The sequence below is a fragment of the Paracoccus luteus genome (assembly GCF_004522155.1).
Classification (GTDB): Bacteria; Pseudomonadota; Alphaproteobacteria; order Rhodobacterales; family Rhodobacteraceae; genus Paracoccus; species Paracoccus luteus.
Genome location: NZ_SDEA01000002.1, coordinates 193,168 through 206,031, shown reverse-complemented (window position 1 = coordinate 206,031; position 12,864 = coordinate 193,168). Strand labels below are relative to the sequence as shown.

The 12,864-nt window shown below is 69.4% G+C and carries 13 protein-coding genes and 1 pseudogene; 11 read left to right on the top strand and 3 right to left on the bottom strand.

What is annotated here, in order from left to right:
* The first annotated feature begins 129 nt into the window (after positions 1 to 129).
* The 5 genes and pseudogenes from fghA to EPA64_RS03830 all read left to right on the top strand — a co-directional run bounded on the left by fghA (position 130) and on the right by EPA64_RS03830 (position 5,703).
* Complete coding sequence (gene fghA, locus EPA64_RS03850; protein ID WP_134724932.1) at positions 130 to 963, top strand: S-formylglutathione hydrolase; 834 nt, start codon at positions 130 to 132, stop codon at positions 961 to 963.
* A 196-nt stretch (positions 964 to 1,159) separates the two neighbouring features.
* Positions 1,160 to 2,956: pseudogene (locus tag EPA64_RS03845) on the top strand (methanol/ethanol family PQQ-dependent dehydrogenase); the annotation flags it as partial.
* A gap of 628 nt (positions 2,957 to 3,584) precedes the next feature.
* Positions 3,585 to 4,340, top strand: a complete 756-nt coding sequence (locus tag EPA64_RS16875) for a c-type cytochrome, methanol metabolism-related (protein WP_134724931.1) — start codon at positions 3,585 to 3,587, stop codon at positions 4,338 to 4,340.
* A 2-nt stretch (positions 4,341 to 4,342) separates the two neighbouring features.
* Positions 4,343 to 5,164 (top strand): substrate-binding domain-containing protein, encoded by an 822-nt coding sequence (locus tag EPA64_RS03835; protein WP_134724930.1) that lies wholly within the window; start codon positions 4,343 to 4,345, stop codon positions 5,162 to 5,164.
* The gene (locus EPA64_RS03830; protein WP_134724929.1) at positions 5,161 to 5,703 is read left to right on the top strand and encodes a PQQ-dependent catabolism-associated CXXCW motif protein; all 543 of its coding nucleotides are present in this window, start codon (positions 5,161 to 5,163) and stop codon (positions 5,701 to 5,703) included. The genes EPA64_RS03835 and EPA64_RS03830 overlap by 4 nt, the downstream gene beginning before the upstream one ends.
* A 9-nt stretch (positions 5,704 to 5,712) precedes the next feature.
* Here the strand turns inward: EPA64_RS03830 and EPA64_RS03825 are convergent, their stop codons facing one another.
* The 3 genes from EPA64_RS03825 to EPA64_RS03815 are packed head-to-tail and all read right to left on the bottom strand — an operon-like array spanning position 5,713 to position 7,699.
* Positions 5,713 to 6,636 carry a YncE family protein gene (locus EPA64_RS03825; RefSeq protein ID WP_134724928.1) on the bottom strand — a complete coding sequence of 308 codons (924 nt, stop codon included), beginning with the start codon at positions 6,634 to 6,636 and terminating at the stop codon, positions 5,713 to 5,715.
* Entirely contained in the window at positions 6,633 to 7,187 is a 555-nt protein-coding gene (locus tag EPA64_RS03820; RefSeq protein ID WP_134724927.1) for an SRPBCC family protein, read from the bottom strand. Before EPA64_RS03820 ends, EPA64_RS03825 begins: the two co-directional genes overlap by 4 nt.
* 2 nt (positions 7,188 to 7,189) lie before the next feature.
* Positions 7,190 to 7,699 carry a DUF3280 domain-containing protein gene (locus EPA64_RS03815; RefSeq protein WP_134724926.1) on the bottom strand — a complete coding sequence of 170 codons (510 nt, stop codon included), beginning with the start codon at positions 7,697 to 7,699 and terminating at the stop codon, positions 7,190 to 7,192.
* A gap of 274 nt (positions 7,700 to 7,973) precedes the next feature.
* Here EPA64_RS03815 and EPA64_RS03810 point away from each other — a divergent pair, with 274 nt between their 5' ends.
* The 6 genes from EPA64_RS03810 to EPA64_RS03785 all read left to right on the top strand — a co-directional run bounded on the left by EPA64_RS03810 (position 7,974) and on the right by EPA64_RS03785 (position 12,850).
* Positions 7,974 to 9,080 carry an ABC transporter substrate-binding protein gene (locus EPA64_RS03810; RefSeq protein WP_246026606.1) on the top strand — a complete coding sequence of 369 codons (1,107 nt, stop codon included), beginning with the start codon at positions 7,974 to 7,976 and terminating at the stop codon, positions 9,078 to 9,080.
* Between the two features lie 7 nt (positions 9,081 to 9,087).
* Positions 9,088 to 10,044 carry a YVTN family beta-propeller repeat protein gene (locus tag EPA64_RS03805; protein WP_134724925.1) on the top strand — a complete coding sequence of 319 codons (957 nt, stop codon included), beginning with the start codon at positions 9,088 to 9,090 and terminating at the stop codon, positions 10,042 to 10,044.
* A gap of 216 nt (positions 10,045 to 10,260) precedes the next feature.
* Positions 10,261 to 10,641 carry a cupredoxin domain-containing protein gene (locus tag EPA64_RS03800; protein WP_425467012.1) on the top strand — a complete coding sequence of 127 codons (381 nt, stop codon included), beginning with the start codon at positions 10,261 to 10,263 and terminating at the stop codon, positions 10,639 to 10,641.
* 60 nt (positions 10,642 to 10,701) lie between these two features.
* Complete coding sequence (locus EPA64_RS03795; RefSeq protein WP_134724923.1) at positions 10,702 to 11,439, top strand: ABC transporter ATP-binding protein; 738 nt, start codon at positions 10,702 to 10,704, stop codon at positions 11,437 to 11,439.
* Positions 11,436 to 12,266, top strand: coding sequence for an ABC transporter permease (locus EPA64_RS03790; RefSeq protein ID WP_181953494.1), 831 nt, complete (start codon positions 11,436 to 11,438; stop codon positions 12,264 to 12,266). The genes EPA64_RS03795 and EPA64_RS03790 overlap by 4 nt, the downstream gene beginning before the upstream one ends.
* Positions 12,266 to 12,850, top strand: a complete 585-nt coding sequence (locus tag EPA64_RS03785; RefSeq protein ID WP_246026592.1) for a hypothetical protein — start codon at positions 12,266 to 12,268, stop codon at positions 12,848 to 12,850. Before EPA64_RS03790 ends, EPA64_RS03785 begins: the two co-directional genes overlap by 1 nt.
* Positions 12,851 to 12,864: the final 14 nt, after the last annotated feature.

Below are 12,864 nucleotides of genomic sequence, written 5' to 3'. Positions count from 1 at the left end.
ATCGCGGCGGGGTGCGCGGCGCGCCCCGCCCCCCACCTTTGCCGGGCGCGACGCGCCGCCCGGCGCCGCCAGCCACTTTCACCGGCGGGACGCTGACGGCCCGCGCCGATCCGACGAAAGGACCGTTCCATGACCATCGAGACCCTGTCCGAGAACCGCAGCTTCGGCGGCACCCAGGGCGTCTATCGCCACCGCAGCCAGTCGACCGGCACCGACATGACCTTTGCCGTCTATCTGCCGCCCGATGCCGACGGCGGCACCGTTCCGGTGCTGTGGTATCTGTCGGGCCTGACCTGCACGCACGAGAATGCGATGACCAAGGCCGGCGCCCAGCAATGGGCCGCCGAATCGGGCATCGCGCTGATCTTTCCCGACACCTCGCCCCGCGGCGAGGGCGTGGCCGACGACCCGGCCTATGACCTGGGGCAGGGCGCGGGGTTCTATGTGAACGCGACGCAGGATCCCTGGCGGCCGCATTTCCGCATGTGGGACTATATCGTGGACGAGCTGCCCGGCGTCGTCTTCGACGCCTTCCCGCTGGACCCCGAGGCGCAGGGCATCACCGGCCATTCGATGGGCGGCCACGGCGCGCTGACCATCGCCATGACCCACCCCGACCGCTATCGGTCGGTGTCGGCCTTTTCGCCCATCGCCAACCCGACCGAGTCGGACTGGGGCCGCAAGCAGTTCAGCGCCTATCTGGGCGACGACGCGGCCGCGTGGCGGCCACACGATTCCAGCCTGCTGATGCTGGATCGCGGCTATCCCGGCGAGGTGCTGATCGACCAGGGCGCCAGCGACCAGTTCCTTGACCTGCTCAAACCCGAAACGCTTGCCGGCGCGATGACCCGCCGCCGCCAGCCCGGCTGGTTCAGGATGCAGCCCGGCTATGACCACAGCTATTTCTTCGTGCAAAGCTTCATCGGCGACCACGTGCTGTGGCACGCCGAGCGTCTGGGCTGACCGGGGGCGGCTGCGTTCCTGATATATCCGGAAAAAATACGTTCCAAAACTTCCTGCCATGCTGCAGCATCCTCCTAAGACTTTCCGGTGAAACCCCGGCCCACGTCGTTGACGGATGGGCGGGGCGCCTGAAGGCTGGATCAGGCGTCGAGTGCCGCGAGGAAACGGTGCCGATGTCCAACGTGGAGGAGGACGCATGAACTATCTCGTCAAGGGCGCAACTATGGCGTTCCTGCTGTCGGGCACGGCCGCGCTGGCCAACGACAGCCTCAAGGACGCCATCGCCAACCCGGCACAATGGGCCATCCAGACCGGGGACTATGCCAACACCCGCTACTCGACCCTCGATCAGATCAACCGCGACAACGTGGGCGACCTGCGCGTCGCCTGGACCTTCTCGACCGGCGTGCTGCGCGGGCACGAGGGGTCGCCGCTGGTGATCGGGGACGTCATGTATGTCCACACCCCGTTCCCCAACAACGTCTTTGCCCTGGACCTGGCGAACGACGGCCGCATCCTGTGGCGCTATGAGCCGCAGCAGGATCCGTCGGTCATCGCGGTCATGTGCTGCGACACGGTCTATCGCGGCCTCGCCTATGCCGACAACACCATCCTGCTGGCCCAGGCCGACACCACCGTCGTCGCGCTGGACGCCACCACGGGCGAGCCGAAGTGGTCCACCAAGATCGGCGATCCCGCCATCGGCGAGACGCTGACCGCCACGGTGATGGTCGTCAACGACAAGGTGATGGTCGGCGTGTCGGGCGGCGAATACGGCGTGCGCGGCCGGATGACGGCGCTGAATCTGGCCGACGGGACCGAGGCGTGGAAGGCCTATTCCACCGGTCCCGACGCGGAAATGCTGGTCGACCCGGAAAAGACCACCCATCTGGGCAAGCCCATCGGCGCCGACAGCTCGCTGAACAGCTGGGAAGGCGACCAGTGGAAGATCGGCGGCGGCACCATCTGGGGCTGGTTCTCGTATGATCCCGACCTGAACCTGATCTATTACGGCACCGGCAACCCCTCGACCTGGAACCCGTCGCAGCGTCCGGGCGACAACCGCTGGTCGATGACGATCATGGCCCGCGACGCCGACACCGGCATGGCCAAGTGGTTCTATCAGATGACGCCCCATGACGAATGGGACTTCGACGGCGTCAACGAGATGATCCTGACCGACCAGGATTTCGACGGCCAGCCGCGCAAGCTGCTGACCCACTTCGACCGCAACGGCTTCGGCTATACGCTGGACCGCGAGACGGGCGAGCTGCTGGTCGCCAAAAAGTTCGACCCCGCCGTCAACTGGGCGACCGAGGTCGTGATGGACCCGAACAGCGACCAGTATGGCCGCCCGCAGGTCGTGGCCGAATACTCGACCGAACAGAACGGCGAGGACACCAACTCGACCGGCATCTGCCCGGCCGCGCTGGGGACCAAGGACCAGCAGCCGGCGGCCTTCTCGCCGGAAACCAACCTGTTCTATGTCCCGACGAACCACGTCTGCATGGACTATGAACCGTTCCGGGTCGCCTATACCGCCGGCCAGCCCTATGTCGGCGCCACGCTGTCGATGTATCCGGCCCCGAACAGCCACGGCGGCATGGGCAATTTCATCGCCTGGGACAACGTCAAGGGCGAGATCAAGTGGTCGCTGCCGGAACAGTTCTCGGTCTGGTCGGGCGCGCTGGCGACGGCGGGCGACATCGTCTTCTATGGCACGCTGGAGGGTTATCTGAAGGCGGTGGACGCCGAGACTGGCGACGAGCTTTACAAGTTCAAGACGCCGTCGGGGATCATCGGCAACGTCATGACCTATGAACATGGCGGCAAGCAGTATGTCGGCATCCTGTCGGGCGTCGGCGGCTGGGCGGGCATCGGTCTTGCGGCCGGCCTGACCAACCCGAACGAGGGGCTGGGTGCCGTGGGCGGCTATGCGGCGCTGTCGGATTACACCGAACTGGGCGGCCAACTGACCGTGTTCGAGCTGCCGGGCGAAGGCTCGGGCAACAGCGCATCGGCGACGGATGCGGCGGCGACGACCACTGCCGCGGCGCCTGCGGCTGATGCCTCGGCCGCGCCTGCGGCTGAAGCCGCTGCGGCCCCCGCTGGCGGCGCTGCTGCGGCCCCGGCTGCCCCGGCTGCTGACGCCGCCGCGGCCCCGGCCGACCCGTCGGCCCCGGCCGAAGGCCAGGGCGCGGGCAAATCGACCGCGACCGGCGGCGTCCCGATGGAACCGGCGGCCGACGCCGCGGCCCCCGCCGCTGATGCCGCCGCCGCGCCCAGCGATCCGTCGGCCCCGGCCGAAGGCCAGGGCGCGGGCAAATCGACCGCGACCGGCGGCGTCCCGATGGAACCGGCGGCCGACGCCGCGGCCCCCGCCGCTGATGCCGCCGCCGCGCCCAGCGATCCGTCGGCCCCGGCCGAAGGCCAGGGCGCGGGCAAATCCACCGCGACCGGCGCCGTCCCGATGGAGCCGGCGGCCGATGCCGCGGCCAAGCCGTCCAACTGATACTTTCGTCCAGCCGACGAAAGTGTGACTGCACAATCACCGCCCCGGGGATAACCTCGGGGCGGTTCCATCTGGAGGGGGTGGCACCGCAATGGGAGAGAGCTTGACCATGACCGTTTCGACGACCGCCAGCGTGCTGGCCTTCAGCCTGGTGCTGGCGAATGCCGCCTTTGCGCAGACCGCCACGCCACCGGCCGACCCGGCCGCCGCAGGCGCGGGCGCCGCCGCGGCGACCTCGCCCGCCGCCCCGGCCGATGGCGGTGCCCCCGTCCGCGGCGCCCCCGCCGCCATCGACCGCACCAAGAACTCGGTCGAGATGCAGGTCAACGCCGCAGGCTCTGCCGTCGCGACCGGCGTGGGGGCCGTCTCGCCCGGCCATGTGACCGGCGTCGCCCAGATCAACCTGCCGGACGGCCCGCAGGATCTGACCCCCGCGAACATGGAAAACGGCCGCTGGTATAACGCCGACGGCATCCCGACCTTCAAGGTCGATGAGAACGGCGAACTCGATTACGCGTCCTTCTCGGGTTATCGCCGCTATCACGCGGAATGCCATGTCTGCCACGGCCCGGATGGCGAGGGCTCGACCTATGCGCCCGCGCTCAAGGACTCGGTCGTCCACAAGATGGACTATTACCAGTTCCAGCAGATCGTCGCCTCGGGGATGCAGAACATCGGCTCGGGCTCGGCCAACCAGGTGATGCCCGCCTTCGGCACCAACAAGAACGTCTGGTGCTATGTGGACGACATCTATGCCTATCTGCTCGCCCGCGGCACCGAGTCGATCCCGCGTGGCCGCCCTGCGAAGAAAGCCGCCAAGTCCGACGAGTTCGCCGCGCAGGAAAACTCGTGCATGGAGGGTTGAGGATGCGCCACGCCCGCGCCGCGCTGCTGGCCGCCGCGCTGTTGGCGGCGGGGACGCAGGCCGCCCCGGCGCAGCTGGCCGAACTGCGGTCCACGACGGCGTTCCGCGTCTGCGCCGATCCCGCGGCCGATCCGCTGTCGTCGCAGGACGGATCGGGGTTCGAAAACAAGCTGGCCGAGCTGATGGCGGCCAAGCTGGGCCTGCCGGTGGAATACAGCTGGTTCCCGCAGGGCAGCGGCTTCATCCGCCGCACGCTGCGCGCGGGCACCTGCGACGTGGTCATGGGCTATGCCCAGGGCGACGAGCTGGTGCAGAACACCAACCATTACTATACCTCGGTCTATGGCATCGTCACCCGCAAGGACGGCGAACTGGCCGGGGTGGACCGGCTGACCGACCCCGCGCTCAAGGACCGTCAGCTGGGGGTCGTGGCGGGCACGCCGCCCGCGACCCACATGGCCCGCGCCGGGCTGGCCAAGGACATGCGCGGCTGGGATCTGTTCGTGGACCGGCGGGTGGAAAACCCGGTCGGCGACATGCTGGCGGCGGTCAAGGACGGCACACTGGACGCCGCCGTCCTCTGGGGTCCGCTGGCGGGTCCGCTGGTCAAGGCCGACCCGGAGTTGCAGTTCACCCCCCTTCTCAAGGAAGAGGGCGGGCCCAAGCTGTTCTATCGCATCACGATGGGCGTGCGCCCCAGCGAACAGGACTGGAAGCGCGAGCTGAACAGCCTGATCCGCCGCAACCAGGCCGAGATCGACGCGATCCTGCATCAGGCGGGGGTGCCGCTGGTCGATGACTTCGGCAAGGCGCTGAAGCCATGACGGCGCGGGCCGCCGCGGTGCTGGCCGTGGCCGCCCTGCTGTGCGCCCCCGCGGCCGCCCAGACGGTGCCCGAGCCGCCGGGCTATCACGGCGAGCCGTATCGCGCGCCGGTCCCCGCGACGCTGGCCGGCGCCACCGTCCTGGACGCGGGCGGCACCGCCGAATGGCAGGCGCAGGGCGCGGTGCTGATCGACGTGCTGCCGCAGGTCCGCCGCCCGGATGGCCTGCCCGCGGGGACCGTCTGGCGCCAGCCCGTGCATCTGTCGATCCCCGGCGCGGTGTGGCTGCCCGACACCGGCTATGACCGGCTGTCGCCGCAGGCCCAGGCGGGCTTTGCCGCTGCGCTGGAATGGCTGACCGCCGGCGACAAGGGCGCCGCGCTGGTGTTCTTCTGCAAGGCCGACTGCTGGATGAGCTGGAATGCCGCCCGCCGCGCGGTCGAGATGGGCTATGCCAGTGTCGCCTGGTTCCCCGGCGGGGTCGAGGATTGGCAGGCCGCTGGCGGCGAGTTGACCGAGATCGCGCCCGAGATCCGCTAGCGGCCGACCCTAGGGCGCGTCCGGCCCGACGAACATCCCGAACGACCGCGGACCCGCGGGCACGTCGATCTCGGCCGTGACGGTTTGCGTCGCCGCGTCGATCACCGTCAGCCGGTCCGCGTCCCAGTTCGCCAGCGCCACGCGCCGCCCGTCCGACAGCGCCGCGATCCCCTCGGGGTAATCGCCGACCTCGATGGTGCCGGTGGCGGCCAGCGTCCGGGGATCGAACACCGTCACCTTCGCGGCATACTGGTCGGTGACGAAGCCCTTTCCGCCCGCGAAGGCCACGCCATAGGGATGATCGCCCGTCTGGACCCGCGCCAGAACCGCCCCGCTGGCCGCGTCGATCACCGTCAGGCTGTTCGACTGCACGTCGGTCGTCCAGAACCGGCCGTCGTGAAAGACCACGGCATAAGGGTGGCTGCCGGTCCGCGCCGTCCACAGCGCGCGCCCATCACCCGCGTCGAACGCCGACAGCCGGTCGTCGTCGCGGTCCGCCGTCACCACCACGCGCCGGTCCCCGGACAAGGCGACGCCAGCGGGCGCGCGCCCGGTCGGGGCCGACCAGACCTCGGCCCCGTCAGGCGTCAGGCAGCGCAGGCGCGCGCCATACCAGTCGGCCACGAACAGCCGCCCCCCGCCCACGGCGATACCAAAGCTGCCCTCGCCCAGATCGGCGCGCTGCAGGACCGCGCCGGTCGTGTCCAGCACGGTCAGCCGGCCGGTCTCGGCGGCGATGACATAGGCCCGCCCCGCCGCCGGGTCATAGGCGACGGGCGCGGGCGCGCCCTCGACCGGCACCGTCGCGCGGACCCGTCCCGCATCCAGATCGACGATGCTGATCGATCCCGCATTCTGCGACGTCACGAACGCGATGTCCCCCGCCACCGCCGGGGATACCATCACGCAGACGGCCAGCGCCGCGCGGATCACTCGGCCTTGCCGAAGCGTTCCGCCAGCGCGTCCAGCCCGGCCTGATAGATGCCGGTGACGGCCGCTGTCGCCGCGTCGTCGTTCAGTTCGGCCGGCGGGTCGTTGTTGGGAAAGCCGCGATAGAACCCGCCCTTCCACACGACCCTGGCCTTGCCGTCCTGATCGTTCACGCACAGGGTCGAGGCATAGTTGGTCACCGGCAGGACCGTCACCTCGACCGCCGTGATGCGATAGGCATAGCAGCGCTTTTCCGGCTGCCACTTGGTCAGCTGTTCCGTGATCGTGGGATCGCCCGCATCCGCCCGCAGGTGCAGGACGCGGGTCGATTTCTCGGGCTCGGTGGCCGAGGCGCTGTCGGCCGTCATCTCGGTCGTGGCGACGGCGGGATGCCAGCCCATGTCGTCGAACTTGCCGATGGCGGCCCAGACCTCGTCGGGGGCGGCGTTCAGGGTCTCGGTCAGTTCGACCTTCAGGCGGACGGGCCCGTGCGCGTGCGCCGCCCCGACCATCGACAGCATGGCGGCAAGCGCCACCGTCAGCACAGGCTTCATCCTTACTCCTCGCGAAAGATGATGTTTCTCAGCAGATAGCTGTAGCCGCGCCGGAAACTTTCGTCGTTGTTCCCGCGGATGTCCACGGCGCCCGCGCGCACGTTCTTGCCGGTCTGGGCGTCGCGCACATACAGGTTTACCGCCAGGATCAGGTTGGACACCTTCTGCACCTCGCCGGAAATAGCATAGCGCGCGCCCATCCCGGCCGCGATCCTGGTGTCGCGGTGGTTCGAGTTCACGGGGTTCTTGATCGCCGCGACCTTGTCCGCCGGCGGTTCGATCAGGGTGAAGCCCCGCGCGGTCAGGTCGTCGGCGATGAAATCCTCGATCATGGCGATGCGCGCGGTCTCATCCGCGCGCACGCCCTGGATCGCGCCCTCGGTCGAGGTGTCGATGAAATGCAGCCCGAACCAGACCGCCGTGCCGGGTTCCGGCGGCGGTCCGTAAAGTGGCGTGGCGGCCATCGTGGCCAGCGCCGCCAGCGTCAGCAGCAGGGGGCGGATCCATCTCATCCCCGCAGCATGGCGCGGCCGGCCGGCGGCGTCCATCATCCCTATGTCGCAGGCAAGATCGGCATTGATTTCCGGGACATTTTGCGGGGTTGCGCGAACAGGTCGCAGCGCCAAGACTGACCGGCGGAGGATGACGATGCGACACACGACGGTTCTGCGCCGCGCGCTGGCGGCCGCGATGATCGGCCCGATTCTGGCGGGGGCGCCGGGCCTGCCCGCAATCGCCCAGCAGGCGGCGCCCGCCACGCAACCCGCCGCGCAGCCCGCGCCGCAGATGATCCGCATCGGCGTCCTGCGGGTCGATCGGGCCGGGTTGCCCCCGATTTCGCGGCTGGAACTGCCGCCCCCCGACCTGGGCTTTGCCGGGGCGCGGCTGGCCATCGACGACAACGACACCACCGGCCGCTTCATGGGCCAGGACTTCGACGCGGTCGAGGTTGCGGCCACCCCCGAAACCGCGGCGGCCGGGCTGGACGGCCTGCTGGCCCAGGACATCCGCTTTGTCGTCGTGTTGGCCGATGCCGCGACGACGCTGGCGCTGGCCGACCGGGCGGGCGACCGCGCCCTGATCCTGAACGCCCGCGCGCGCGAGGATGCGCTGCGCGGCGCCGATTGCCGCGCCAACGTCATCCACGCCGCGCCCAGCCACGCGATGGCGGCCGACGGGCTGGCGCAGTTCCTGATGTGGAAGAAATGGCCGCGCTGGTTCCTTGTCACCGGCAGCCACCCCGAGGATCAGGCCCTGGCCGACGCCTATCGCCGCGCCGCGACCAAGTTCGGCGCGAAAATCGTCGAAGAGCGCGTGTTCGAGGATACCGGCGGCGCCCGGCGCACCGATTCGGGCCATGTGCAGGTGCAGGCCCAGATACCGGTCTTTACCCAGCGCGCGCCCGATTACGACATCATGATCACCGCCGACGAGGCCGGGATCTTCGCGGGCTACATGCCCTATCACACATGGGATCCGCGCCCCGTGGCCGGGTCCGCCGGGCTGGTGCCGCGCAGCTGGCATCCGGCGATGGAGGCCTGGGGCGCGACCCAGTTCCAGAACCGGTTCGAGGCGCTGGCCGCCCGCCCCATGCGCGAGGAGGATTACCAGACCTGGATCGCCCTGCGGATGGTGGGCGAGGCCGCGACCCGCGCCCGGTCCGCCGATCCCGACGTGCTGCGCGATTTCATCCTGTCGCCCGATTTCAACGTCGCAGGGTTCAAGGGCCAGAAGCTGACCGTCCGCGACTGGGATCACCAGCTGCGCCAGCCGATCCTGCTGACCACCGGCTTGCTGATGGCCAGCGTCAGCCCGCAGGACGCGTATCTGCATCAGGTCACCGCGCTGGACACCCTTGGGATCGACCGCCCCGAAACCGCCTGCAAACTCTGAGGGACCGATGAAAACCGCCGTGCTGATCCTGCTGCTGTCCGCCACGCCCGCGCTGGCCAACAAGGTGTTCGTGTCCAACGAAAAGGGCAACGACGTGACCGTCATCGACGGCGACACGCTCGAGGTGCTGGGCAGCTATCCGGTGGGCAACCGCCCGCGCGGCATCGCCATCTCGCCTGATGGCAAGGAGCTGTATATCTGCGCGTCCGACGACGATCTGGTGCGGGTGTTCGACCCCGAGACGATGCAGGAGCTGCACACCCTGCCCAGCGGCCCCGACCCGGAACTGTTCGTCCTGCACCCGTCGGGCAACCCGCTGTATATCGCCAACGAGGATGACAACCTGGTCACGGTCGTGGACACCAAGACCCACCAGATGCTGGCCGAGATCCCCGTGGGCGTCGAGCCCGAGGGGATGGGCATCTCGCCCGACGGCAAGGTCGTCATCAACACGTCCGAAACGACGAACATGGCGCATTTCATCGACGCCGAGACGTATCAGATCACCGCCAACGTGCTGGTGGACCAGCGCCCGCGCTTTGCGCAGTTTTCCGACGACGGCACGCGGCTTTACGTCAGTTCCGAAATCGGCGGGACGGTCAGCGTCATCGACCCGGCGACGCAGGCGATCATCCACACCATCAGCTTTGACATCCCCGGCGTCCTGCCCGAGGCGATCCAGCCGGTCGGCGTGCGCGTCACCGCCGACGGCAAAAAGATCTTCGTGGCGCTGGGACCGGCCAACCGCGTGGCCGTGGTCGATGGCGACAGCCTTGAGGTGACGGACTATATCCTGGTCGGCCAGCGGGTCTGGCAGATGGCCTTCACCCCGGACCAGAGCCAGCTTTACACCACCAACGGCAATTCCAACGACGTCACGGTGATCGACGTGGCGACGAACAAGGCGGTCAAGTCGATCCCCGTGGGCCAGCAGCCCTGGGGCGTCGTCGTCGCCCCGAACTGATCGAAACCAAGGGAGAGAGAGATGACCCGACTGATGATCGCGGCCCTCATGGCCGCGGCGCTGGCTGCGCCCGCGCTGGCACAGACCGCCCCGGAAACCCCCGCGCCTGGCGCCGATGCCGCGCAGGCCGATGCGGCGACGCCCGCGCCGGCCGGCGAAGACGACGACGACGATGATGACGCCGCGGCGGCGGCACCTGCGACGGCGGGGGCTGCGGTGCAGCACCACGACTATGGCCCTTCGGGCATCATGGTGCGATCCAACCGCGAGGATCTGGAACCGCTGACGCTCGCCTCGGGCAAGCCGGTCGCGGGGGGCGAATACACGCTGAAATCCGGGGGCTATTACCGCATCAACATCGTGGCCGACGGCAGCGCGGAACTGGCGCTGTCGGGTGGCGATTTCTTCCGCGCCGTCTGGGTGAACGAGATCATCGTCAACGACATCGAGATCCGCCCGATGGGTGTCCACTCGATCGAGTTCGACGCCGCGGGCGAGGCCGAGATCAGCTTTGTCGCCATCGTGCCCGGCCGCTATACGCTGTCGGTCCCCGGATCGTCCGGCGAGACGCAGGCCGCGCATTTCATCATCCAGTGACGCAGGCCCCCGGCGGGCCTTGACGCCGCCCCCGCGGCGTGGCCCGCTGGCACCCACGCCATGACCGGTCCCGAACGTGCCCCCGCGCTGGACATCAGCCACGTCAGCCACGCCTTTGGCGCGGTCAAGGCGCTGGACGACGTGTCGCTGACGGTGCCGCGCGGCGCGTTCACCGCGCTGCTGGGGGTGAACGGGGCGGGCAAGACCACGCTGTTCAGCCTGGTCACGCGGCTTTACAACAACACTTCGGGCACCATCCGGGTGGCGGGCCATGACCTGCGGCGCGCGCCCTCGCAGGCGCTGCGGCGGCTGGGGGTGGTGTTCCAGTCGCGGGCGCTGGACGCCGACCTGACGGTGCGGCAGAACCTGATGTATCACGCCGCCCTGCACGGCATCCCCCGGCGCGCGGCCGCCCTGCGGCTGGCCGAGGTGCTGGCCCAGGTCGATCTGGCCGACCGCGCGGGTGCCCGCGTCTCGGCCCTGTCCGGCGGGCAGGTCCGCCGGGCGGAGATCGCCCGCGCGCTGATCCACAGCCCCGAACTGCTGCTGCTGGACGAGGCGACGGTCGGGCTGGACGTCAAGTCGCGGGCCGAGGTGCTGGCCCTGACCCGCCGCCTGATCGCCGACCACGGCGTCTCGGCGCTGTGGGCCACGCATATCCTGGACGAGATCGCGCCCGCCGACGGGCTGGTGATCCTGCACCGGGGCCGGGTTCTGCACGACGGCACCGCCGCCGGTGCCGCGCCGGACGGCGACCTGACCGGCGCATTCCTGGCGCTGACCGGGGTCGCGGCGTGACCGTCCCCCAAATCCCTGCCGATCGCGGCCTGGCGGGCTGGCTGACCGCCTTCGCCGGCATCGCCCGGCGCGAAACGCTGCGCTTTGTCAACCAGCGCGGGCGGTTCCTGGCCGCGCTGGTGCGGCCGCTGGTCTGGCTGTTCATCTTTGCCGCCGGGTTCCGGGCGGTGCTGGGCCTGTCGATCACGCCGCCCTATCAGACCTATGTCCTGTATGAGGTCTATGTCACCCCCGGCCTTTGCGCGATGATCCAGCTGTTCAACGGCATGCAGTCGTCGCTGTCGATGGTCTATGACCGCGAGACGGGGGCGATGCGGACCCTGCTGGTCAGCCCCTATCCGCGCTGGTTCCTGCTGGCGTCCAAGCTGGTGGCGGGCGTGCTGGTGTCGGTCATCCAGGTCTATTCGTTCCTCGCCATCGCCTGGTTCTGGGACGTGCGCCCGCCGGTCTGGGGCTATGTCGCGGTGCTGCCGGCGCTGGTGCTGTCGGGGCTGATGCTGGGCGCGATGGGGCTGTTCCTGTCGTCGGCGATCCGGCAGCTGGAGAACTTTGCCGGGGTGATGAACTTTGTCATCTTCCCGATGTTCTTCGCGTCCTCGGCGCTTTACCCACTGTGGCGGATGCGGGAATCCTCGACCCTGCTGCACGACATCTGCGCGGTGAACCCGTTCACCCACGCGGTCGAACTGATCCGGTTCGCGTTGTATCTTCAGGTCAACTGGCTGTCGCTGGGGGTGGTGCTGGGGTGCCTGGCGCTGTTCTTTGGCGGGGCGGTGTTCATGTACGATCCCGGCCGCGGGCTGGGCGTGCGGCGAAAGGGGGGATGATGCGCTGGTTTATCCTGTTGGGCCTGCTGGCCGGGCCGACTGCGGCCTGGGCGGCGCAGGCCACGCCCGACTGGCCCTGCATCCAGGGCCGGCAGGACCATCTGTCGCTGGGCCAGGTCTGGACCGGCCCGCCCGCCGACCCCGACCGCCGCGCCGATCCCGCCATCACCGCGCTGGCCGACCGCGTGGTGCAGCGCCGCATGCCCTTGCCGGACGCCGAGGCCGCGATCGCCGATTTCGCCGCGGACGCCGACGACATGCGGCTGGCGGCCCTGATGCAGGCAGTGTTCGACCGCATCGACCACCAGCGCAGCAACCTGATCGCGGGCATCTCGCGTTATGGCCACCAGCAGGCGCGGCTGGCCGCGCAGGTGGACGCCCGCCGCGCCCGCATGGCGGAACTGGGCGCGGCCGCCAGCCCCGATTTCGACGCCATCGACGCCGAGGAAAAGGCGCTGGACTGGGACACGCGCATCTTTACCGACCGCCAGCAAAGCCTGACCTATGTGTGCGAGACGCCGGTCATCATGGAACAGCGGCTGTTCGCGCTGGGCCGGGCCATCGCGTCGCATCTGAACCCCTGACCCCGCCCGCGCGT